Source organism: Agrobacterium sp. 719_389, from assembly GCF_900188475.1.
Lineage (GTDB): Bacteria > Pseudomonadota > Alphaproteobacteria > Rhizobiales > Rhizobiaceae > Agrobacterium > Agrobacterium radiobacter.
This window is the reverse complement of record NZ_FYEM01000006.1, coordinates 35,017-57,950: the sequence shown is the minus strand read 5'-3', so window position 1 is coordinate 57,950 and position 22,934 is coordinate 35,017. Positions and strand designations below refer to the sequence as shown.

The following is a 22,934-nucleotide window of genomic DNA, read 5'->3' as shown; positions in this document are numbered from 1 at the left end:
GGGACGGATGGTCGACCTGACTCCAGCGCAGAAGGATGTTCTGATCGCCGAAGGGCACCAACTCGTCGTGGGTGGGCCTGGCTCCGGCAAGACCACTGTGTCCATCCTGAAGGCGGCGAAGATCGCCCGCGAGAAGCTCCGGCCGGGGCAGCGAATCCTATTCCTGAGTTTCGCGCGCGCGACGGTCTCGCGCGTCTTCGAGGCGATTGACGAAGAGCGGTCCGTCACGACGGAGGAGAAGAAGCGGATCGAGGTCGACACGTATCACTCCTTCTTCTGGCGCATTCTCAAGGCGCACGGCTATCTGGTCGGGTTTCCGCGCCGGATGGCAATTCTGACACCGCCTAATGAGGCGATCGCGCTTTCAGCGATCCGCAGCGCCTTTAAGGCGCCGTCCAAGCTCTCGGAAGAGGAGAAGGCACAGAAGGCCGCGCTGGAGATTGCCGAGCGGATGCGACTGGCGACCGAGGAAGGCAAAATCTGCTTCGACCTGTTTGCGGAGCGCGTGGCCATCCTGTTGCACGGCTCCGCCAAGGTCCGCGATCTCGTATCGACCATGTACCCTTTCATCATCCTCGACGAGTTTCAGGATACCAGCGCCCAGCAGTGGCGCGCGGTCGAGGCAATCGGGAAGAGCAGCACACTGATCGCGCTGGCCGACCCCGAACAGCGCATCTTTGATTTCATCGGCGCGGACCCGGAGCGTCTCGACCACTTCAGGGAGGCTTTCAAGCCTTCCGAGCACGATTTGGCCGGGGACAACCATCGCAGCAAGGGGACAGACATTGCCTTGTTCGGCAACCACCTCCTTATCGGCAAATTTCGGGAAGAAGCGTATCAGGGCATCGATTACAAGGGGTTTGCCTCGAATCCTAGTCAGGCTTTCGCCTCGCTTGTCGCTCAGGTTCTGAAAGCGCGTAAGCGGCAAATCGCGACGGGCCGCCGGGACTGGTCGCTTGCGATTCTGGTGCCGACGAAGCGTATGACCCGGCTGGTCTCCGACAATCTGCGCGAGCCCTTCGGCAACGTGCCTCCGATCGCACACACGGCCGCCGTCGACATGGAAGGCCCGATCCTAGCGGCGGAGGTGATTGCCTTCCTTCTTCAGCAGCGAAGTCATGCCGGCTGCTTTGACGAATTCGTCGATGTGCTTTGCAGCTATTTCAGCGGCCGAGGAGGCCTGGCGCCGACGAAGGGCGATCTGACGGAAGCGGCGCGGTTCCGCTCGGCGCTGGGCAAATGGAATGACTGCCTTGCGAAGGGAAAGGCCGTTCCGGCGAACAGCGTCTTGCAAGCCACGTTCGTGGTCCACGAGGCTGCAACGGCTGTTGCGCTGACTGGACAGCCCGATGGCGACTGGACTGCCATTCGAGCGGTGCTTGAGGCTGGGGCCTGCACTCGGCTCGCCGAGGTTGCGAAGGAGGCGCGTAACGTCCGGCTTCTCGAACGCGGAACGCAGCTCCGGCAAAGCCTGTCGCAGGATTGGCGTGATACCGGCGGATATAAGAACGCGCTGGCGGTCACTCGCCAAGCGTTCGTGCAGGAGCATTTCGCGACCGCTCACAAGCCGGAGTCGGGTGTCGTCGTGATGAACATGCACAAGGCGAAGGGGAAGCAGTTCGATGAGGTCATCATCTTCGAAGGATGGCCGAAGCGCTACAAGGGCGAGATCGTCGGCAACCCGGATCGTATTGTGGGCGGCAATGTCCGCACGGGGGCGATGACGCAAGCTCGCCAGAATTTCCGCGTGAGCGTGACGCGCGCAAAAACCCGGACGACGATCATGTCACCTAACGACGACGTGTGCGTGCTTCTGCTCCCTGATGAGTGAGGATGGATGAAACTTGGCATTTACAGCGGTTGAAAAGACACGATGCTGCCGATAGGAGGCGTTTAGTCAGCCACCCCAGTTTGACTCCGGCGTGACTAAATAGCGACCAATTCGGCGATTTTGGCCGCGACTTCCGCCATTGACTCCTCGGCAGTGCTCAACCCGGCTCGGGAGGCTAGCAGGAGGCTGACCTGCTCAAGCTCTTCATAGGTCGTTCCGTGAACAACCGGGACGAGCCGCTCACGTCTGAGGAGCGCTGAAAGCTCTTTGTCTGCGATGCCTTCTGCCGGGAGGCGCCGCAACATAGCCGGGGTCACCAACACGATACCGACGCGCGAATTCACCAAGCCCTTGTCGATCGCCCGCATCATCGGCACCCCGAGGCCAAGGTCCTTCTCGCTGAACCACACGCGGACACCGCGCGCTTCGAGCAGATCATGCAGTTCTTTGGCGGAGCCCTGCCTGTCATCCCATGCGTGACAGAGAAACACGTCTCGAAGATCAGGCTGTGAGGCCGCTAGAGCGTCTTCGATGAACGCAGAGTCGGTTTTAGGATTCACGCCGAGGAGCTTATCTGATTGACTGCTGCTGGTGATTTGCCAGGAGGTGATGATGACGAGGAGCCTGAGCGGGGACCTTCGCGGTCGAGTGATTGCGGCGATCGAAGAGGGGGTTTCAACACGAGAGGCGGCGCGTCGCTTCCGCGTCGGGATCGCGACGGCCGGGGCCTGGTATCGGCGCTATCGTGAGACTGGCGAGACGGAGGCGCGCAAGCAGGGCCAGCCGTCACGCTCGAAGCTCGACGCTCACGAGGCTTTCATCCTCGGCTTGATCGAGGCGGCGGCGGACATGACCCTTGCCGAGATTGGCGAACGCCTTGCCGCCGAGCGCGGTGTGCAGGCTGCGCCCTCAACGGTCTGGCTGTTCCTCGACCGCCGAGGCATCACGTTCAAAAAAAGACGGCGCACGCCTCTGAGCAGCAGCGTCCCGATGTCCTGCGCCGCCGCATAGCTTGGTTCGACGGCCAACTTGACCTCGACCCAGAGACGCTGATCTTCATCGACGAGACTGCCGCGTCCACGAAGATGGCGCGGCTGCGAGGGCGAGCACCTTGCGGCGAGCGATGCCGGGCGGCCGTTCCCCACGGCCATTGGAAGACGACCACCTTTACTGCTGGGCTGCGACTGGACGGCATGGTGGCGCCGATGCTGCTCGACGGCCCGATGAACGGTCCGGCCTTCCTGGCCTATGCCGAGCAGGTTCTCGCGCCCGCGCTTCGCCCCGGTGACGTCGTCGTCATGGACAATCTGCCCGCTCACAAGATCAGCGGCGTGCGCGAGACCATCGAAAAGGTCGGCGCGCGGCTCCTGTTCCTGCCACCATACTCCCCTGACTTCAACCCGATCGAGATGGCCTTCTCGAAGCTCAAGGCCATGCTCAGAAAGGCGGCGGCCAGGAGCATCGATGAACTCTGGTCCGTCGTCGCCAATTGTCTCTCCGCTTTCAAGCCAGAGGAATGTCGGCACTATTTCGAGACTGCCGGATATGACCCGGATTAAGTCGAATCTGCTCTAGGTTCTCCACGTTTTCTCGAACCGGCGTGAGCGCCTGCACTTGTTCAGGCGTGTACAACACAGCCGAACCTGCTCCCGACCAGCGCGGCTTTGCGGTGCGGCGCCCCGACCCGCCGCTACTCCGACCGCCGCTACCTGAGGAGGAGTATGAAGGGGACGAGTATGATCCGCGGCTGCCGTAGTCGCCGCCATACCCGCCGTAACCACCGAAACGGCTATAGCGACTCCCGCATGCAGGGCAGTCGGCCGCGGCGGCCGATGAGCGATGCCCCCTAACCGGTGCAGTACATCCAGCCATGCCTTTTCATCTCCTTCATCATCCCGCCATCTCGCGAATCTTATTGATGCGCTTTGTGGCCCATTCAAATTGACTGATAAATTGCATCGCGTACGTCGAAGACGAGCAATGCCTCACGCCTTACGCCTTCAATATCTCGGACGGAGGGATGGCAGAGATGATCTTTGAAACCACATCCAATCCTGTAATCGCGACCAATTTTGGAAACACTGACCACAGCATCCGTTCCATCGGACATTTTTCCTCGCAGATAACCAATTCGCTTCTCTTTCGACCGAGCCAAGTAATTCCTCCTATACGGGCCGCTAGACACGCGGCGTAATACGCGCTGCCGTTCGAATGTCAGCGATTTGCGTACCAATCGCCTGAAGGCTTTGACGCATGTCATTAAAGACCGGCTTTTCCGCCTCTGGATCGCTGATAGTCAGAATCGCCGTGAAGGGTACGCCACCCTCGGGCATCACCTCACCAGCGCGGGTGAGATACTCAACAAAAAGTCGCCAGTTCGAGGAAGGCCCGACTCCCTGCGGGAAGGTCTTGGCGTGGACCTTTACCGGACTCCATTTCAGGTCATGTTCGATTAGCTCTGCCTCGACCGCTGGCGATTCTCGCGAAGACGGGAGGTACAGTGGATCAAGGCGGCCCTTCCATTTGCCTTCATCCTGCTCCTGTTGCAGGACGGCATTCACGTTGACCCGGACGAACTCGGAACCAAACCGGGCATCCAGCGGCGGCGTGGATACGAGCGTGAGCTTTGCCCGCCCTCGACATTTGCCGCCAGGCCCGACCAGGGATGCCGGCCACGGGAACCGGAAATTGATCTGCTGGCCATGCTGGATACGTGAGGCGAAGACGAGGGTGATTGAATGATCGCCAGTCTCCAGAATACGTTCAGCAGATGGCGGCATCCCAAAGCCGACAAGGTGCCGTGCCACCGGTGCCAACATTTTCGGGCGCAAGGGCTCTGGAATCTCGGCGTGGTGGACCAGCAACCCGATGAGGGTTTCACGAGAGACCTCGCCCTCGATGGCGTGGTCGAGGACCGCCGCCGTCTTGGCGACCAAAGGCGAGGCGTAGCTGGTGCCGCAACCGTCGATTACCGTTCCATCCGGAAGGATGGAGAAAAGGCCATGCCCCAGCGTCGCGTGCTGCGTTCCTGCGCCTCCGATGTGAGCGAGGTCGGGTTTCCCGCCGGACCGAAGCCCAGGCCCCCGACGGCTGAAACGGGCTGGAGCGAACGGCAAACAGCCGCTGTGTCCTGATGGATTCAATGCCGCGACTGCAACATTTCTTGCGCTCTCTGCGGGCGTCAGGAGCCCGTCGTTTCGGGCAAGCGCGAGATTAGAAAGGGCTGTTGCCGCATCGGCCGGCCACTCCGGTCGAAGGTCTTGCGGCTGAATGTTACCGGCGGAAATGAACACGACGGCATTGTTTTCTTCGGCAATCTGATCAAGCCGGACCGCATGGGGGCTGTAGCGATCGGGTGCGGCAGGCTGAAGGATGTTCAGACTCATATTGAAGACACGCACGCCATGCCGTGCGCGCGCATCTGCGACGGCCGCATCCATTTCATCAAAAAACTGAGGGAGGCCGCCCGAATAGTAAGATGCGAAGGCACCGGCCTTCTGCTCATTTGGGAATACAGCTACGTCAACCAGCTCCGCTCCGTCGGGTTCGGGGCAAGTCCCCGCACCATTCATACCGGCTCCAGCGACGGCAAGGCCGCCAATGAACGTGCCATGGGAAAGATCCATGTCTTCGTCAGCAAGCACGTCCCATCGATCGATGACCCAATCGGACAAAGCCGAGCTTATGCCGCCATCGATGATACCCAGCCGCGGATGGGTCCTGCGGCTATCGCGAACTGGCATAATCGCGTGATCTGGTCGAGCGCGGCTCGGCGTTGCCGGGCGAGCAGAACGCACCACGATGCCGGGCAACTCGATCCGCCGGACTAAGGGATGCTTGTCTAAGAAGGCCAGCAAACGGCTGTGATGCTGAACATTCGGGTCGAACGGCGCAAGCTCACGGCGCTCCTTTGATGATACGCTCGTCAGCCGTAGGACGGCGCCGTCTCCGGCTCGGTCCAGACGCACGGAAAGCATCGGGAGCCGCTGTCGCCAGTTAGGCAGACGCTCCACTGATAGACTTTGTTCAAGGGCGTTGAAGCCAGCAACGAAGGACTCGACCAGGCGTCTGTGCGCGGGGTCGAGCCGATCCCATTCGGCACGCGGTGGCAATACGTCGAATAATTCGACCTGATACCCGCTTCCCGTCATCGGATTGGCCAGCCATGCAACAGCTTCTTCGACCGAAAAGCTGCGCTTGTCGGACGCGCCGTAGAGTTCGATCCGGTCGATCGCTCCGGCCTCGCTCTTTTGCGCTGAGGGGTTGGGTACCTCTTTCCCCTTTTTCTCGTCATAGCGCATCCTGGTCTGCGTTTCGGCTTTGGCAATTTCAGCTTTCACCTGCGCCAATGCCGACGGGCGGCCTTCGACAAGCATCACACCGAGATCTCCACCCCCGACTAGAGGCGCCCGGTCGCTGCGGAAAAGCGCCCCAACCGGCCGATGGCTCTTTGCCCAGGCATCTCGTTTAAGGATGACCTTGACGTAGCCGATTGGTCCCTGCGCTTGCGCCGAAAGAATCCCGGAAATAGCGTCGATTTGCTCGATCAGAGCTGCCTTATGGGCGCCAAATTCCCGATCGCGGTGAGCAAAGAAGTCCTTGCGTCCGCCTCCGCCGCCTGCCTCTCGGGCTTCCTCATAATTGTCCGGATTGAGGACGATCTGGATCGGGCTAGCCATGATTTACACCCCCATCGGCTTTGCTGGCTTGTCGCCCGAGTTGACGGCTTACGGTCGATTTATCCCGCCCTGCGATTTCGCCGATGTCGGCCATTGAAAATGCGAGAATGGGGTCGTCACGCATGGCCCGGAACAAAGTGGCGGGATCATCAAACAACAGCGTTCGACGCTCACTCTGAATGCGAGCCGCGTTGAGAGTCGCAAATTGACGGAGCGTATCCAGTAATCCTCGGCGATCGTCCTCGCGAACCGTGGTGGCCTTTTTGTATGTCCGCACCAGCGCCTCGATCTCCGCTCCGGTTGAACCTTCAGTGAACCACGCAATAAGACGTAGATGGCTGTCGGGAGCCGATACAGGCGGCATAAACATGGCGGCGATCGCCTTCCGCACCTCAAAATCGGGCTTAGGGATTTCAAGCTGGACCTCAAAACGGCGCCAGACCGCCGGATCAAGCAGCTTCGAGTGATTGGTAATGCCGATCGTCAATCCTATGTTTTGTCTAACATCCAGATTTTGGAGAAGGGCATTCACAACACGCTTGATCTCGCCGACCTCTTGGGGGTCGTCGCGGACTTTTGCAATCGCGTCGAATTCATCAAGTAGAAGCACGCAGCGATAGCGATTGGCGAATGCGAAGAGATTTCCAATATTGCGCGCCGTCGTTCCGAGAAATGACGAAACAAGGCCATCCAGTTTTACGAGAACAACGGGCAAGTCCAGCTTGCGAGCAATCCAGAGGGCCAGTCGAGTTTTCCCTGTGCCAGGCGCTCCGTAGATCAAACATGTCTTTGACGGCACGATATCGACGGTCGCGAGCGCCTCGAAGTCGGCCCATTCATCGACGATCGTCTCAACTGCCTGCGTCACAGTCGAATTGAAAAGCGGGGCCGCCTCCTCGACTTCCGACGGAAAGATGATCTCCGCCAAGGCGGCAGCCGTTTCACGATCGACAGGAACCGGCGTGTTGCGACCGAGTGTCTCGCCGGAAAGGTTCGCTCGCGAGCGCTCGATTCGGCTCGGAGCCACCTCTGTTAGGCGATCCGCCGTGGCAAGAATCCCCGCGAGCGACGCTGCTTGCTTTTCCTCACCATCTTTGACGAGAGCATCCCTTAGCCGCTCGATCTGCTTGCGCAGCGCCGGCGTTGGTGCGCCCATCGCCGTTCGGCAGAGCGCCTGAATGATTGAAAAGTGCTCCATGCGCTAAACCTACGATCTGATGCGAGATTGATGACTTATGATGCATGTAGACGACAATTTGTTGCGCGTCAACGGAAAATGTTGCGCCCTGGTTCGATTTCGATGCGCTTCTGGTTGCGAGGGTGCAGGATAAGTGCTGTTTGTTGCAGCGAAGCCCCATGCCGGTTCGGACGCGGAGTCTGGAGAAGAAGCCCAGACTGGTCAGGCATCGAGCAAGGACGGAATATCCATTGAGGCTAAGATCAAAACCCGTGCTCGTTAGACCGCTCCAGCAGTCGGCAGCACGAAATAACCGCCAGAGGGATCATTGTCGCTGGACAGCATTTCAGCGATACGGTGGCAGCTCGGGCTAAGCTTTATGTCGCCGTGACGGCCGGCGTTACGCCTGCAACATAGAAGAGGGCCTCCAACCGGCATTCTGGCTAAAGGATGGGGCCAGAGGGCTATGGAGGAGATACAGTTGTCATCATCGCTCGGCGCGGCGTGTTTACGCCGCATCGCTCGAACTCGACGCAGTTTCGCTGGAAACGGTCATCGATGGCGCTCGGGAGTTGGCTGGCCCGCCATGCGCGAGGATCGTGGCAAGAAACGGGGATGAGGCATGATATACGCCAGTCCCCCGATGAAAGACTACTTCCGCGCGGACGCGGGTGTTCAGGATAGGGAAGCGGTTTGATCGAGAGTGTTGCCATCATTGATGTCTGGGACGTCGAAACCTTCGACAGCGAGTTGCGCGGCGACCTCGACGCACGCGCCGATGTCATCCGCAATTACATGCTCACCTCGCGCCGCCAATGGCTGGAGCGTGAGGCCTCCGATCACACCATGCCGTATCCCGAAAATCCTTACGCGGGCGAGTTCATGTGGGTGAAGGAGCATATCATGCGGCTGATGGAAGTCCGCACGATCCGCGCGTGGCACTATACCCGCCTGACCGACTCGGAAGTCGACGTTCTCCGGCAAGGCGGCATTTTTCCATCTAGCCTCGACACCATTCGATCACGCTTCGCGGCGCAAGTCGCTGCTGGCGCATTCAGCCAAGAGGTTGCCGATCGCTTGTTCGCTGACAGCCCGTACCAAAGCGATCAGCTCGAATCCCGCTCCAACAAGTTCTGGATGGTCTCGCATCCCGTCAACGTCGAAGACGGCGGCGTTGAATTGCTCCTCGAGAGCTGGGGCGGCGAGTCAGCCTATTTCTGGCAGCGAGATGCGGTGCTTCAGGACATGCTGAAGCGGATCGGTCGGCCGCGTGTCCTGGAAATTGCCATGCCGCTCGTCCATTCCCGCCATGGTTACTCGGCGGCTGAGGCAGTTGTTGCCACTTATGGTCGGATGCTCGGCTGCCGGCCCGACAAACATGCGTTCGACCTCTACACACATCAGCCTCTCGGTCCTGAGCATGTCCTCGCCGTTCATAGCGAAGGCGAACCCAATTTCGGCGTCATGGCTCGGGGCTACCCGGCTGGCTTCATCGACGTGAACCTCGGCCGGTGGGACGAGGAATGAGCAGAGCGGACACTGCACCTGACGCGGTAGCCTTCCTCCGCGGGATCGCTGGAGAACTCGCCGAGATCCACCGCGGCAGTGACTATTCACTCTGGCGCGACGAGGCGAAGCATCGTGTCGATCAATATCTCTCCCGCGCAGAGCCGTTCTCCGATTTCGCGACGTGTTGGGTGTTCAGTGGTGACGGCGGCGGCTCTGTTGTCGGAGGCCGCTTCGGTGAATGGGCGATTGACCGGCTCGTCGAAAAAATAGCGCCGGAAGATATCGTTGCACTCTTCACGGACGAAGTGACGCGGAATGCCGCAGTCTACGAGGACGTTTCGCCGGTACTCGGCATCGAAATCAACGAGCCATGTGAATTGGCCGATGGTGTTCGCCTTGTGCCGCCGGCGGCCGACATCTTCAGCGCGTTCGACTACCCTTGGCGATATTCGTGGCCGAGCATGCCCACTGGAACCGGCTTCCTCATCCAGTCCTACAAGGTAACGCCAGCCTTCGAGCAACACCCGGCCGAAGCAAATGGGCCAGCCGGGACCAGCATGACACAGCCCGCCTCATCGGCGCGTGATGCAATCCGCCGCCGTTTCCGGCTCGCCTGTTTGCTTGGCTCCAGCGGCGGGGTCGAGTTGCCGATGTCGGTAATTCTGTCGAATCGCCGTTCCTTGCTGTCGGCCGGTGGCACGATGTCAGGCCGTCCGTTTGCGGCTCACCCGCTCGTGGCTTTCCCAGCGGACATGGCGATGATCAAGACCGTCTTTGGGCAGCTCGCGGCATTCGCCGAGGGAGATAGTCTTACCCGTGCAATCGACCGGCTCGGGCGCTCGCGGCTGGCAGTCCATCCTGTCGACCGCGCTCTTGATTTGGGGATGGCGGCGGAAATCGTGCTGATGCACGATCTCGGAACGTCGAATACCGAAATCACCTATAAGATTGGCAGTCGCGCTGCCTGGCTCCTGGGTGAGGGTGCCGCCGAGCGCACCAAGATCTTCGATGAGATGAAGCATCTATATAAAGCCCGGTCGGACGCGGTCCACTCGGGTGTGCTTCCGCCGAAGTCCAAGGTTGATCTCGATCTGGCCGATCAGCTTGTTGTCCGTGTCGTGCAAGCCATCCTGCAGCGTGGCAGTTTTCCAGATTGGACGAGCCTGACGCTGGGGGGCGAAGGCTGACACGATCTTTTACGATCGACAGCAGTAAGACAGCGGCTGCTCAGGTGGCCTACGAATGACTCAATAGGAATCGGCGATGCGCTCTCTTACGGATTTCCTTGCTGGCCTGCCTGGCATCATGCCCATTAAGACGAGAAAGCTCGTCCTTGAAGGAGGTGTTCTGTCGAAAGCAGAGCGCGCCGACATCTACATGCGCGAAAGGAACTGGCTCGATCTCGTTCTTGAGGTTGGTCCTGATGCGGCCGCGGCGATCCTGTCAGCCTACAAGGACGGACGCCTCCCGATGAAGAGAGGCTGTACGCCAACGGATGCACCGGGAGCAGAAGCTTATCTTGCCGAAGGAGACAAACTTAGGGAGCAGCTCGCGGAGAGAGGGAGGAGGGAGCAAGCGGTCAAAAACCTATCGCTCATTCTGGAACGCGATCTCATGGATCACCGTCTGATCGACAGCGTGTTTATTGCCAATATTGGCACCGGATCAGGTTCGATGGTGTTAGCGGGCATCACGGTGCATAAGCAGGTCATCGGCTACAAGAGCAATAGCGGGAAGAGCACCGGTTGGCGCGTTCGGTTTGACTGGACCGGATCGGATGGTCAGCCCCGGCACTCCGAGACGGTCCCGCCGGAGGCCGACAATCGACGCAACGATCCTGATCGAAACTGGGGCCTGCATGAATGATGGCGCGACCAAGTGCCGATCGAGCAGGCCAGTGGCAGAGACCTTGGCTCGCCCTCACGACGAAGGACAACCAAAGGAGGGTATTAGAGGGCTATGGAGGAGATGTAGTTGTCATCATCGCTCGGCGCGGCGCGCCAAATCCCGCCGATTGCCCTTTACGGCCGCCGATAACCGCCGAATGAGCGCCCGTGAAGTAAGCGCGCCCTCCCAACGCGCGAAAAGCGTGAAAACGGGGGCGTTTGGCGGTGAAAAAGTTCGAATCGTTTCTGGTCGACTAGTCGATTTGATCCTGCGCAGACGCAGGATATCCCGCTTTGAAAGCGCGCTATCGTTGTGATTGCGTTTTCAATTGAGAAGGCAATTCATCGCGGAACTGCTGATTTAATTCTAGATGAGGAGGCGTCGGACCATGTATTATTGACCTAGGGCTTCCGGCATCGTCACTCGTGAGAAGCCCGACAGGGTTTCGACAGCGGCATGGCTTGGGATCACGACGAAAATCAATGTCCATTGGCGGCGATCGATCGTCGTTTGGATGATGTTCATCGTTTTTGGCATCAGGCTGAACGGGCGTATTTCGAACCGGACGAGTTCAGGGTCGCTATCCAGGCTGCCATTCAAACGGCGCGACAGGTCTCATTCGTCCTACAAAAAAACAAGGCGCTCATTCCGGATTTCGAGGAGTGGTATAAGGGCTGGCAAGCGAAGCTGGCGGCTATTCCGCTCATGCGATGGATGGTTGAAGCCCGTAATCAGATAGAAAAGCAGGGCGATCTTGAAGCGTACAGTTTTGTGAGCGCGGAGATAGTTGCCTCTCATCTGGACGAAGGCCCAAAGATCCAAGTCCCAGCCAAACTTTCGGATGCACCGCTGGCTTTGGTTAAAAGCATACCCGATTCATTGGTCGGGCAGCACATCAAGAAGGACGGCGTGCTGCGCATCCGTCGCCGCTGGATAGAAAATTCCCTGCCGGACACGGAATTGCTGGAGGCAGTCGCAACTACCTACGGCCATTTATCTCAACTGGTTCGGTCAGCGCACAAGCAAATGGGACTGGTCGCCCCAGTCTCCACAAACGTGAACACCGGCGAGCAATTCGCGGAGGGAGATCAAGAAGGCCGACTTCCATGCATGATCGGGCATGAAGACGCCCGCACTCTCGATGTGTGGCTCGCCACGGGCAAGCCACTCGAATTTGAGGTGATTCAGAAGAAACTCGGTAAGGAAGAAGCACTGGCGGAGGGGCCAAAGCTCGAGAAGCGATATGGCATCAACCCTTCCACGATGTACGCAGACAGCGGCAAGCTTCACGATCATGCCAGATCGTTGTTCGGTGCGGCGCGCAAAATGTTCGAGAAGGACGGCTACCACATCACGATGGTCATCCTCCTTCGGAATGGAAAGCCGATCGACTTTCGCGAACTGCGCCCAATGGAGCATGGTCACAAATTCATGATGATGCGAACTCTCGCTCGACAGGCTCAGAAAATCGGTGCGGACGCCGCTGTCATGATCAGCGAAACATGGAGCGCACCGGCGAACCCCGCCAACCCCTATATGCGCGCGGTCGACTCTCCGGACAGGAAAGAGCTTTTGACGGCCACCGCCGTCTCAAAGGATGGTGATCCAATCTATCTTAGTGCGGCGATTTTGCGGGACGGCAAAAAGTTCACACTCGCGGACACCATCGAGCATACAAACGGCGCTCACTTCGCTTTCGCTCCGCTCTATGAGGTTTGGAAAAAGCCTATCCCCGACCATTGGGGTGAGTTACCGAAGGGCGCCGATGGTGTCCGAGAAGAGGTCTAGTTGTCCGGGGCATCGGGAATGAAGCCAACTCGATCGCCGGGTTCGGCCTCATTTGCCACAAACTACTCATAGTGGACGACGGCGACCAGGCTGACCCGGCCTGCACAAGCGGATCGAAGCTATGGTTGAGAGTGTGAAACACACATCCGCGCGGAAGGCTGGGGAAACCGTCCAGGCCGAGCGTCAGCGATACCTTGCGCTGCGCCAGGGGGACCCCCAAGCGACCGGCCCGGCATGAGCACCAGCGGGCGCCGGGACGAGGACCGGATCAGGATGGGCAAAGCTGCCTGACCTCGCTGCTTGAATCTCGATCACAGTATTCCCTTTAAAAAAATCACAACATAGAGTTTAAAAAGAGAGCGGGGGGAGTGATATGGCGTCGCAGGATTACGAAACCGAGAAAGTGGCATTTCGCGATTTTTACGATGGGTCGTGGGATACAATAGAGGCGGCCCGAAACGCTTTCATTACGCTGTTGCGCTCTCTTCTCGCGACAAACGCGGCGATCGCCGGAGCCAAAGTCGAAGGTCGGATCAAGGACCGTGAAGAATGCCTAAGCAAGTTCCGGCTGAAGTATCAAACCGAGTTGGAGAAGACCAAAACACCTTACGCCATCCGCGACCATATTTCAGATCTGATCGGATTGCGCATCGTCTGCTTCTACGAGGATGATATCGATCGGGTGAAGGCGCTCATTTCGGAAGAGTTCGACGTGCTCGGTGTCACCGACAAAACCGCACAGATGGAGGAAACAGCAGATGCCTTTGGGTACAAGGGCCTCCACCTTGATCTGCGCCTGAGTGAAGGGCGAAGGACGCTGAAAGAATATGCCGCTTATGCCGATTATCCCTTTGAACTTCAAATCCGGACTGTCGTGCAGGACTCGTGGAGCATTCTCGATCATAAGATCAAGTATAAGAAATCGATCCCGAATAGCCTGAAGCGGCGTATCAACACGCTCGCTGCGCTGTTCGAACTAGCAGACCGTGAGTTCCGAGCTATTCGGGACGGAACGGCCGAAGAGATCGAGCGGACCGATGCCTATGCCGATATCGAGGAAGAGACCGCCGTTGCCCCGGCCGAGCCGGAAGCTATCGTCGATTCTGCGCCACGAAAATATGCTCCACTCAACGCTTTCAGCCTGTTACGGATCGCGAAGCACTTTTTTCCCGGCCAGGATTTTGAGCCGCATAAGGTGGATGGCTTCACCCAACAGGTCATCGACCTTAAACCTGACATCAGCCGCGGCAAATTCAATTTCTACCTTCGAGAGACGATCGGCGAGGTGCGGCGCTACAAGGCCGACTTTGAAGCGCGCGCCGATGGCACGCCGCTTAATCCGTTTACGATCATGAGGCACTGCCTTTATGCAGGCGATCCCGATCTCTTCTCTTCGCTCCTTACCGACAGGGCCAGGGAGAGCTTCGATGTCTGGCGCGCGGATAATAAGCTCACCACGGACAACGGTTAAGGCGTTCATAATTCGCCGCAGAAAACCTGCGATAGCCGCCGAAAAACGTCGTTCAGCCTCAGATATTATAGGGCTATCGAGTAAATATAGTTGTCATCTTCACCCGGTGCGCCAGGGGGCAGAGCCCCCAAGCAATCGGCACGGCCAGAGTGGAGCGGTAGCCCGGCGTCAGGAATGAATCGGAATTGTGGAGCCGGGCGCGGAATAGCCGAGAGTCCTGGCGTTGTGATCGATGCTGCTTATTGGGAGGATGCATGGCCAGAAACACAACTAATTCAGTCGCCCTACGCAATCACATCATCAGCCAAACTATAGCTCAAGACAGCGTACCAGTTCTTGTTCCTACCACAATATTCCTTTAAGGGAATATTGTGGTAAAGCGATTCGGAGAGCGATGGTGTGGAATGATGTCGGGTGAGCGCGAATTTATTGACGCCGTCCGGGTTGGCGATGGCGACGCGGGACGCGTTGTGGGGCAATCTCTCAGGGCGTTGAGGCAGGCTGCGGGCTTTACCCAACTCGAGATGGCCCAGCGTTTGGGCGTCGGCCAAGCGGCAATCTCCAAGATCGAACAACGAGGCGATGTCCAAATCTCCTCATTGCAACGCTATGTCGACGCTCTCGGTGCCAGCTTGCGCATCGATGCAGCATTTCCAGTTCATTCGGAGTTCGGAGTGCGGATTCAGGCCGAGCTTGGCGGAGCCGTTGCCGACGACGATCAATATGTCCTTCCGATTTTTGGCGATCGCGACGATGCCCGCCCTGCAAAACGGGACATCGTTATCAGCATAAAGCCGAACTATTCGGGCAAGATATTTGATGGCGTTAAGACCATCGAGCTGAGAAGGCGTTTCCCCTTGTCGGTGTCTCCTGGCGCTACGGCCTATATTTATTCTACATCGCCAGAAATGGCTTTGGTGGGCGCTATTAAAATTGAGAACGTTGAACGCCTTGAACTCTCTGCCCTCTGGAAAAAGCACGGCCGATCTGCATCGATCAAGAAAGCCGATTTCGACGAGTACTTTAGTGGCCTGGAAGAAGGCTTTGCACTAAAACTGTCGACACCGCGCCGATTTGCGAGGCCGCTGACCTTACCTGAATTGAAGGAGCGATTTGGATTTAAGGCTCCGCAGTCTTTCCTCTACGCGAAGCCCGACCTTCAAAAGGCGCTCCGGCATGAGCACACAAACATATCTGATTGACACGAATGTAATTATTCATCTGGAAGACAATAAAACCGTAGAGCCGGCCTTTTCCGCACTTACAAGCCTCGCCGCCAAGCACAAGGTCGATATTTTCGTGCACGAGGCGGCGCGCGACGATGTTGGTCGCGACAAGGATACGGCCCGCCGAGCGATATCTCTCAGTAAGCTCGGTAAATTTCAAACCCTATCAAAAGTCCGAGGCTTGACCGCCGCAGAGCTTTCGAACGCATTCGGGCCTCTTCCGAAGCACAACGATATAGTCGACGCGACCCTGCTGCATGCGCTTCACATCGGCGCCGTGGACTTTCTTGTCAGCCAGGACAGAGGCCTCCACGAGCGGGCCAGGCGCCATTCTCCAGAACTCGGTCGCCGGGTGCTCTATGTAGCAGACGCTGTTCAGCTCCTTCGAACGACCTATGAGCCGATCGAAGCGCCGGTGCGTTTCATCGATGAGGTCGCCGCTCATGCGATACCTCTGACGGACACCATCTTTGACAGCCTGCGCGAGGACTATCTCGGGTTCGATCAATGGTGGACGGAAAAATGTGTAAAGCAGCGGCGCCTTTGCTGGATCATTGAAGACGACGGAATTGCCGGCCTTCTGGTCAGAAAGGATGAGACCGGCTCGGACACCGACGCAACTGAAAAAGCCAACAAGATACTGAAGATCTGCACGTTCAAGGTTCGGCCGGAGAGACGCGGCCTTAAGCTTGGTGAGTTGCTTTTGAAGAAGGTCTTCTGGTTCGCTCAAAGGAACAAATATGACCTCGTCTATGTCACCACATATGAGGGGCAGACCTCCCTCATTGATCTTCTTGAGTATTTCGGGTTCACCCATACTGCAACAAAGGAGGACGGTGAGAGGATCTATGAAAAACGTATGGGCGCGCGCGCACCCTCGCCGACAGATGGCGACAATCACTTTGATGTCCATCGGCTGAATTATCCGCGCTTCGCCATCGTGGCAGACACCTCGGCGTTCGGTATCCCGATCAAAGAGGGCTACCATGACATCCTCTATCCGGATCTCAAGCAGCAGAACCAGTTGGACCTCTTCGGAGCGCTCGGGTTGGGAGGAGGTCCGCGGCGACCGGGCAACACAATCCGAAAGGTTTACCTGTGTCGCGCACCATCAAATCTAGGCCCGCCAGGTTCAATCTTGTTCTTCTACAAGGGAAAATCGTCGTCGTTACCGTCGCAGGCAATGTCGGCAATCGGAATACTTGAGGACGTTCGTCTTGCGCGATCCACCCGCGAGTTGCTGCAGATGACAGGCGGACGGTCGGTTTATAGCGAGAAAGACCTCGACGGCTGGCGGGCATCTGCCGAATCGCCCGTCAAAGTCATCAACTACCTGCTCGCCGCCTATATTGATCCGGCTATCGGGTTGAAGCAGCTTCAAGAGAGCAAGGTTATCGCAGAGCATCCGCCTCAATCGATCTTTCGCATACCGCGCTCTTGTCTGGATAACCTGCTTTCGCAAATCGACCTTGGATTTCAAGCATGAGTAAGCGGCGGGTTGTCGCCTTGGTGGGTTTGTCAGGCGTCGGGAAGTCGACACTTCTCGAAGATGCGCGACGAAGACTTGTTTTCGAGCATTTGCAGGCGAGTGATCTGATCAAGGCGGAAAGGCAAGAGCGCCAAGGCAAGCCTGCCGCCCACGCTCTCCTGCGCGAGGGAAATATCGACGACAATCAAGCCCTTCTGATATCTGGATTCATGAGACGCGCGCCGGAAGAAGGATTAATCGTTCTCGACGGTCACACCATCATAGACACTCCCGATGGCCTAGTAGAAATTTCGCCTTCGGTTTTTTCGGCGATCGATGTTTCCCGCTTCGTTGTTTTGGTCGATAACGTCGAAAAGATCGCGTTGCGACGTTTATCGGATACACGGAAAACGAGACCAGCTCGATCGTATGAAGAGCTGGGTGAACATCAGGAACGATCCGTACTTGCGGCCTATCATGCGGCGCTCGCCCTCGATGTCCCTCTGTTCATTGTCCCCTTGAACGAACAGAGGGATATCGCAATATTTCTCGATCGGTAGTTCGGTTCATCAACGGTGGTGGGGTTGCTATTTGGGCATCGCGGCAAGGCCTCCATGCCTGTCGGTGTACAGTGGACTAAGACCGCTAGTCTGCTCAAGCCAACGCCGATAGCCGGAAATTTCAGGTCCTCCCAGGTTGATCGCAAACTCCACCCCGAATATCGCCAGGACAAAGAACCATTCGCTTTGATCGGTTACAAGAAAATCGAACTCGTGAACGATCTGTTCTGCATTACCTTGAGGCCCGAAAGCCTTTCCGTTCTGATGATAAATGGTCCTGATGTGAACGGGCCAAGGACTGACATAACCCTTTCTGGCATGATCGCGCAGGACATCAAACTGCGCCTCGTCACAAATATAGGCAATACCTTCGGGAAACTCGACAAGGCGCAAGGCCATTGCTTCCAGCGCGACCTTCGCTAGAAAACGCGAGATAACTGGCGTATCGGGGAGGTCTCCGGCCAGCGGAAACAGCATCGTTCCTTCCTTAGCCTGGAGAATCCTCGCGAGATCCGGCTCGGACACCTGGACTGAGGTGAAATCATACTTCGGATATCGCGTAAGCAGCGCCGGTATATCCGGTGTTATCAATCCGCTTATCGATGGGATATTGCCGCGCTTGCTTTCAAGATCCTGCTGGAACCGCAACTGCCTAACGGCCGGCAGATCCAGAAACGGCTTTTCGACCTTTCTGGAAAAGTAGTTGTTGCAACCGTCACATACGATGCCTCTCGGTAAAACATGCCGCTTGTTTCCCAACGATTCAGGAATGACATGCTCGACGCTTTTCGAGGAAGAGGACGGATTCTTGCAAAAAATGCAACGCACAAAAATTCCCCAAGCAACGAGTTAACTACACCCAGCACGCGACATCGGAATATAGATGATTCTAACTGGCAACGTGAGTGCCGCAAGTCACGCGCATCTCCGGTATCGGCGAAGGTGAATGTATCGAGTTGACGTACTCTCAAATCGCGAGAGTCGGCATGGCGGAAGCCCGATTCTTGAAGAAGGAGAGCCTCAGAGGGCTATGGAGTAGACATAGTTCTCATCTTCACCCGGCGCGGCGCGCCATTTATCTTACCCTGACATCGTCTATGGCAATCCTCCACTTAGGAGGCTGCATAAAGCTTTGCGCCTGTCTTCCAAAGCGACAAGCCCCTTCGGCGCGGGTTCTGTGAACATATTCCTGTAATCACCCGGATGTATTTGCCGCAATACGGTTGCAATACTCCTGATCGACGGGTCTGGTTGGGGTGCTCCAGCATGAGCCATGCTGGCGGGGTAAAAGGGAAAGTTAATCTATGCAAATCAAGGCAATTATTGCTGTATCCGTATCAGTGTTCATCCTTTCAGGGTGCCAGACGAACCCCAGTTTCGAAAGGGATCAGGAAGTCATAGGAGGAAGTCCCGCTGTCAAACGCAGGGCGGTTCAAAATTGCTATGAAACGACAAAGAAAAAGTCCAAGAGTTCCAAAATTGCCGTGGCTGAAGCCATGAATGTCAGCCCGAAGAGCAACGTCGACATGATCTTCTGCACGCGATTAATCGACGCCATCGCAAGTAAAAGAATTACATACAGTGATTTGAATAGCGGAAGCCCGGCCTTTATTCGCGCCATGCAGGCCAGATAATTTGTGATCCGGCAAATCTTGCGGATAGGAACGGCGGCCTGCGGAAAGTAAATAATTCCGACATGCAGCGCTCAAAAAAATGCCGCACGGGAGATCAGGCCCGTGCGGCGTTTTTCGTTCTCAGGCGGGCGGGGCGATATCAGGCCCGCCAACTCCAGTCATACATAACCCGGCGCCAGGACCATGGAAGCGCCCTGAAATAGCGATCAGAACTCCTGCCAGTCGCCCTTTGTATCGACAGCGGCGTTGCCCGAAAACGCCGAGGCGATCTTGCGACCCAGCGCGCGGACGGGGGATGCCACATATTTGTCGTTGCCGGCGGCGCTGCGAACCGGAGCAGGCTGGCTTTTTTGCTGATAAGCGCCATCGGCGAGCCTGAACTGGGAGAGCAGCTGGTTGAGCGACGCCACTTCCTTGGCCAGGCTGTGGCTTGCGGCATTGGTTTCTTCCACCATGGCTGCATTTTTCTGTGTGTCCTGGTCCATCTGGTTGACCGCCGTATTGATCTGCTGCAGGCCGGAAGATTGTTCCTGCGCGGCCTCAACGATGGAGACGACGTGCCGGTTGATTTCCTGCACTTCGGAAACGATGGTCTCCAGCGCCTTGCCGGTGTCGCCCACCAGCTGCACGCCCTGCTGCACCTGGTCGTTCGAGGTGGTGATCAGCGCCTTGATCTCCTTGGCGGCGCTCGCGGAGCGCTGGGCGAGCTCACGCACCTCCTGCGCCACCACGGCGAAACCCTTGCCGGCCTCGCCGGCACGGGCGGCTTCCACACCGGCATTCAGCGCCAGCAGATTGGTCTGGAAGGCGATTTCGTCGATAACGCCGATGATGTTGCTGATCTCGTTGGCCGATTTGGCGATCTGCTCCATGGCGACCACGGCGCGGCGCACCACCTGGCCGGATTGTTCGGCGCCCGCCTTGGCGCGGCTGACGATCTGGCCCGCCTCCTGCGCGCGTTTGGTGGAATCCCTGACCGTCGTCGTGATTTCTTCAAGCGCAGCGGCTGTTTCCTCCACGGCTGCGGCCTGCTGCTCGGTGCGCTTGGCCAGATCGTCGGCGGCAGACTTGATCTCGTTTGCGCCCGCGCCGATGCCGCTGGCGTTCTGCGCCACCTTGGTCAGTGCAGCCTGCAGCTTTTCGGCAGACATGTTGAAATCATTGCGAACGCCATCGAGCGTCGCGGTGAAAGGTTGGCCGATGCGATAGGAAACATCGCCTTCCGAAAGCTTCGAGAGACCGGCTGCGAGATTGTCGACGGCGAATTTGACATCGGCCGCCTCCGTTGCCTTCTGCTGCTCGCGCTCAATCCGGTCTTTCTCCGAGAGGCTGCGATTGGCTTCGGTTTCCTGTTCGAGGCGAATGCGCTCGATGGCGTTTTCGCGGAACACCTGAACGGCTTTCGCCATCTGGCCCACTTCATCCCGGCGCGCCGTGCCGTCAATCTCCGTGGCCGTTTCGCCACCGGCGAGCGACACCATGCGTTCGCGCAGACGGGCGATCGGCGTGGTGATGCCACGAGACGCCACGAACAGCGCCAGAATGATGCCGATCGCAAAAGCAACGCCGACTACCACCAGCGAGCTGAAGATGGTCGAGTTGGTCTGATCCGTCAGTTCGTTGCTTCCCTCGACGACGCCCTTGGAAAGTTTTTCCAGGAGGGCGGCGATTTCGTTTCCGGTCGAGCGGATCACGATGTCGGCCTTCAGGAGTTCAGCGGCGGATTCCGCATTACGGTTGGACGAACCGAATTCCACGGCCTTGTCGGTCAAGGCGATAATGCCCTGAGCCTGGCTCAACAGCTTGTCCAGCGCCGGAGCTTCCTCCGGGAAAATGGTTTTGACCCCATTCAGACGTGATATCAATGCCGTCCTGTCCGTCTCATATTCATGTTTGACAACCTTGAAGTCAGGATTGCCGGCGTCATAAGCCATGACCTGATAGGCGCCATAGGCCATGGCCTGTAGGTTACGGTTCGCACGGGAAAGCTCCACCAGAGCGGCGTTGTCATTGGCGATAAAAAACGAGTAGGCCGTGTCCGCTTGCTTGTAATGGGTGGCCATGTAAGCCGTGGCGCCAAGGCCGACGATGCAGAGCGGAAGAATGAGCGACAGGATTTTGGTGCGGATACTGGCGTTTTGGAGAAAAGACACGGGGAACCTCAGATCATTGAAAAACCGCTCCTTCCCCGTGCCGGAGGTGTTCGGCGAGACTGACATTGCACGTCGAACGCCTCGATCATCGAAGCTCCGCCAGCCGTATCATCGGCTCTCACTGCACCTGCTTCATGCATGCGCCGGGAAAGCCGCCCGTCCCTTCAAATACGGACAGGCCACCGCCCCGGATGGCCTGGCGGCTCCGCAAGGAAAGCGGAAACGCCACGCCGAATTTCGAGGAACGGAATGAAATCAACCGGTTCTTCAGCCGATGCGCCTTCCGTTTGTTTTTCAAAGAAATGATTATATTGAAAAACTTTATAATTCCTTCACGATCACCGGTGTCAGCGGCTCGAGGCAAAAGAACGCGATCTTCGCGCGTCGCTGCGTCGCTGGAAGATCAGGGCGACAAGGGCGAGCCCGGCCATGGCGGCGAATATCACGGCTATGTCGCGATAGGCGCCAGCAAAACCGAACCTGGCAATCCACGGCTGGCTTGCCAGCGGTGAGATGAAATGCCCGAGAAACATCGAAGCGGTGACGATGCCGGCGATACGCCCGCGCAGTCTGAGCGGCGCCAGCATGATGGTCGTGGACATGATGCCCGGCATCACCACACCAAGGCCAAATCCCACCACCGCAAGCGATGACAGCATGGCGACCAGCCCCTCGGCCATGGCAAGCAGCGCAAAACCCGCCGCCATCAACACCAGCCCGGCGGCAATGATGGCGGTAACGCTGACCTTTGCCCGCAACCGCCCGAAATTGAGTGCCGCCAGCGCCCCGGCCAGATTAAAAATGCCGATGGCGTATCCCGCAATGCTGCCGGAAAACACCCCAAGCTCCCGCAGGAAAAACGGCAGCTGCGAGGGGATGGTGTAGAACAGGGCATTGACGAGAAATACCGCCAGCGCCAGCAGGCCCACCAGCAGCCAGTTGACCGCAAAGTCCTGTTCGCCTCCAGCCTTGATAGCGCCATCGTTCCTCACCGGCTCCGTCAGAAAGAACAGGGCTGCCGGCAGAATGAGCAGGGCGACGGCATAGACCGCGAAGGGCGCGCGCCAATGCAGATCCGCCAGCAAACCGCCCGCCACCACAAAAACCACGCCGCCGATCTGCGTAAAGGCCTGTTGCAGGCCGAGATAGCGCTCCCGCGCCGGGCCTTCGAAATAATCACCCACCAGCGCCGTGCCGATCGTCATGATCGCGCCGATCGCCAGACCGAGAAAGGCGCGCCCGATGAGCAGGCCGGCAAGACTTTCGGCAAAAAGGCCGGACATGCCGGAAAGGCTGTAGAGCAGGATCGCGCCGAGCAGCAGCCGCTTGCGGCCGAAGCGATCCGCCAGCATCCCGGCAATGGGGGCGCAGAAGGCCACGAAAACCGACGGCAATGTCAGCACCATGCGGCTCATGATATCCACATGCGGCGTCGACAGGAAAGTCTGCTCTATGGCCGGCAGCGAAGGTGCAACCGTGGTTCCGGCCATGATGGTGAGCGTGGCGACGAACAGGAGCGTCACTTTCAACGCGAGGGATTTTTCGGTCATT

The 22,934-nt window shown here is 57.9% G+C and carries 17 protein-coding genes and 1 pseudogene; 11 read left to right on the top strand and 7 right to left on the bottom strand.

Annotated elements, in window-relative coordinates; genetic code table 11:
• The first annotated feature begins 7 nt into the window (after positions 1 to 7).
• Entirely contained in the window at positions 8 to 1,831 is a 1,824-nt protein-coding gene (locus tag CFB10_RS12545; protein WP_020011534.1) for a UvrD-helicase domain-containing protein, read from the top strand.
• Between the two features lie 95 nt (positions 1,832 to 1,926).
• On the opposite strand, the pseudogene CFB10_RS12540 reads toward CFB10_RS12545, so the two are convergent.
• A pseudogene (locus CFB10_RS12540) lies at positions 1,927 to 2,346 on the bottom strand (toll/interleukin-1 receptor domain-containing protein); the annotation flags it as partial.
• 97 nt (positions 2,347 to 2,443) lie between these two features.
• On the opposite strand from CFB10_RS12540, the gene CFB10_RS12535 reads away from it, so the two are divergent.
• A protein-coding gene (locus tag CFB10_RS12535; protein ID WP_155844712.1) for an IS630 family transposase occupies positions 2,444 to 3,390 on the top strand; the annotation gives its coding sequence in 2 pieces (ribosomal slippage) (positions 2,444 to 2,783 and positions 2,783 to 3,390; 948 coding nt in all).
• Positions 3,391 to 3,767: 377 nt separating this feature from the next.
• Here CFB10_RS12535 and CFB10_RS23735 read toward each other — a convergent pair.
• From CFB10_RS23735 to CFB10_RS12520, 3 genes are read right to left on the bottom strand one after another with little or no spacing between them, the layout of a single operon-like run.
• On the bottom strand, positions 3,768 to 3,986 hold the full coding sequence (locus CFB10_RS23735; protein ID WP_141097722.1) for a hypothetical protein: 219 nt from the start codon (positions 3,984 to 3,986) through the stop codon (positions 3,768 to 3,770).
• 22 nt (positions 3,987 to 4,008) lie between these two features.
• On the bottom strand, positions 4,009 to 6,510 hold the full coding sequence (locus CFB10_RS12525) for a S8 family peptidase (protein WP_020011538.1): 2,502 nt from the start codon (positions 6,508 to 6,510) through the stop codon (positions 4,009 to 4,011).
• Positions 6,503 to 7,708, bottom strand: a complete 1,206-nt coding sequence (locus tag CFB10_RS12520) for an ATP-binding protein (RefSeq protein WP_020011539.1) — start codon at positions 7,706 to 7,708, stop codon at positions 6,503 to 6,505. Before CFB10_RS12520 ends, CFB10_RS12525 begins: the two co-directional genes overlap by 8 nt.
• Positions 7,709 to 8,380: 672 nt before the next feature.
• On the opposite strand from CFB10_RS12520, the gene CFB10_RS12515 reads away from it, so the two are divergent.
• The 8 genes from CFB10_RS12515 (at position 8,381) to CFB10_RS12480 (ending at position 17,596) form a co-directional block, all read left to right on the top strand.
• A complete protein-coding gene (locus CFB10_RS12515; RefSeq protein WP_020011540.1) occupies positions 8,381 to 9,214 on the top strand; it encodes a hypothetical protein in 834 nt (277 codons plus the stop codon).
• On the top strand, positions 9,211 to 10,383 hold the full coding sequence (locus CFB10_RS12510; RefSeq protein WP_020011541.1) for a HEPN domain-containing protein: 1,173 nt from the start codon (positions 9,211 to 9,213) through the stop codon (positions 10,381 to 10,383). The genes CFB10_RS12515 and CFB10_RS12510 overlap by 4 nt, the downstream gene beginning before the upstream one ends.
• Before the next feature lie 76 nt (positions 10,384 to 10,459).
• Positions 10,460 to 11,062, top strand: coding sequence for a hypothetical protein (locus CFB10_RS12505; protein WP_020011542.1), 603 nt, complete (start codon positions 10,460 to 10,462; stop codon positions 11,060 to 11,062).
• Positions 11,063 to 11,539: 477 nt separating this feature from the next.
• Positions 11,540 to 12,871 (top strand): hypothetical protein, encoded by a 1,332-nt coding sequence (locus CFB10_RS12500; RefSeq protein ID WP_020011543.1) that lies wholly within the window; start codon positions 11,540 to 11,542, stop codon positions 12,869 to 12,871.
• A gap of 373 nt (positions 12,872 to 13,244) precedes the next feature.
• Positions 13,245 to 14,342, top strand: coding sequence for a GTP pyrophosphokinase family protein (locus CFB10_RS12495; RefSeq protein ID WP_020011544.1), 1,098 nt, complete (start codon positions 13,245 to 13,247; stop codon positions 14,340 to 14,342).
• A 407-nt stretch (positions 14,343 to 14,749) separates the two neighbouring features.
• Entirely contained in the window at positions 14,750 to 15,544 is a 795-nt protein-coding gene (locus CFB10_RS12490) for a helix-turn-helix domain-containing protein (protein WP_026363906.1), read from the top strand.
• Positions 15,519 to 17,054, top strand: coding sequence for a GNAT family N-acetyltransferase (locus tag CFB10_RS12485; protein WP_020011546.1), 1,536 nt, complete (start codon positions 15,519 to 15,521; stop codon positions 17,052 to 17,054). Before CFB10_RS12490 ends, CFB10_RS12485 begins: the two co-directional genes overlap by 26 nt.
• A complete protein-coding gene (locus CFB10_RS12480) occupies positions 17,051 to 17,596 on the top strand; it encodes an AAA family ATPase (protein ID WP_020011547.1) in 546 nt (181 codons plus the stop codon). Before CFB10_RS12485 ends, CFB10_RS12480 begins: the two co-directional genes overlap by 4 nt.
• A gap of 27 nt (positions 17,597 to 17,623) precedes the next feature.
• Here CFB10_RS12480 and CFB10_RS12475 read toward each other — a convergent pair whose 3' ends face one another.
• Positions 17,624 to 18,424, bottom strand: coding sequence for an HNH endonuclease (locus CFB10_RS12475; RefSeq protein ID WP_026363907.1), 801 nt, complete (start codon positions 18,422 to 18,424; stop codon positions 17,624 to 17,626).
• Positions 18,425 to 18,900: 476 nt separating this feature from the next.
• Here CFB10_RS12475 and CFB10_RS24035 point away from each other — a divergent pair, with 476 nt between their 5' ends.
• Entirely contained in the window at positions 18,901 to 19,230 is a 330-nt protein-coding gene (locus tag CFB10_RS24035) for a hypothetical protein (protein WP_026363908.1), read from the top strand.
• Positions 19,231 to 19,436: 206 nt separating this feature from the next.
• Here the strand turns inward: CFB10_RS24035 and CFB10_RS12465 are convergent, their stop codons facing one another.
• Together CFB10_RS12465 and CFB10_RS12455 are read right to left on the bottom strand one after the other, a co-directional pair.
• On the bottom strand, positions 19,437 to 21,383 hold the full coding sequence (locus CFB10_RS12465) for a methyl-accepting chemotaxis protein (protein WP_026363909.1): 1,947 nt from the start codon (positions 21,381 to 21,383) through the stop codon (positions 19,437 to 19,439).
• A gap of 347 nt (positions 21,384 to 21,730) precedes the next feature.
• On the bottom strand, positions 21,731 to 22,933 hold the full coding sequence (locus tag CFB10_RS12455; protein ID WP_020011552.1) for an MFS transporter: 1,203 nt from the start codon (positions 22,931 to 22,933) through the stop codon (positions 21,731 to 21,733).
• Between the last annotated feature and the right edge of the window lies 1 nt (position 22,934).

Excerpts from the sequence above, each read along its gene's own strand:
- CFB10_RS12545 (WP_020011534.1), top strand. The coding sequence starts at position 8 with ATGGTCGACCTGACTCCAGCGCAGAAGGATGTTCTGATCGCCGAAGGG.
- CFB10_RS24035 (WP_026363908.1), top strand. The coding sequence starts at position 18,901 with ATGCAAATCAAGGCAATTATTGCTGTATCCGTATCAGTGTTCATCCTT.
- CFB10_RS12455 (WP_020011552.1), bottom strand. The coding sequence starts at position 22,933 with ATGACCGAAAAATCCCTCGCGTTGAAAGTGACGCTCCTGTTCGTCGCC.
- CFB10_RS12500 (WP_020011543.1), top strand. The coding sequence starts at position 11,540 with ATGGCTTGGGATCACGACGAAAATCAATGTCCATTGGCGGCGATCGAT.
- CFB10_RS12490 (WP_026363906.1), top strand. The coding sequence starts at position 14,750 with ATGTCGGGTGAGCGCGAATTTATTGACGCCGTCCGGGTTGGCGATGGC.
- CFB10_RS12485 (WP_020011546.1), top strand. The coding sequence starts at position 15,519 with ATGAGCACACAAACATATCTGATTGACACGAATGTAATTATTCATCTG.
- CFB10_RS12480 (WP_020011547.1), top strand. The coding sequence starts at position 17,051 with ATGAGTAAGCGGCGGGTTGTCGCCTTGGTGGGTTTGTCAGGCGTCGGG.
- CFB10_RS12495 (WP_020011544.1), top strand. The coding sequence starts at position 13,245 with ATGGCGTCGCAGGATTACGAAACCGAGAAAGTGGCATTTCGCGATTTT.
- CFB10_RS12505 (WP_020011542.1), top strand. The coding sequence starts at position 10,460 with ATGCGCTCTCTTACGGATTTCCTTGCTGGCCTGCCTGGCATCATGCCC.
- CFB10_RS12510 (WP_020011541.1), top strand. The coding sequence starts at position 9,211 with ATGAGCAGAGCGGACACTGCACCTGACGCGGTAGCCTTCCTCCGCGGG.
- CFB10_RS12525 (WP_020011538.1), bottom strand. The coding sequence starts at position 6,510 with ATGGCTAGCCCGATCCAGATCGTCCTCAATCCGGACAATTATGAGGAA.
- CFB10_RS12520 (WP_020011539.1), bottom strand. The coding sequence starts at position 7,708 with ATGGAGCACTTTTCAATCATTCAGGCGCTCTGCCGAACGGCGATGGGC.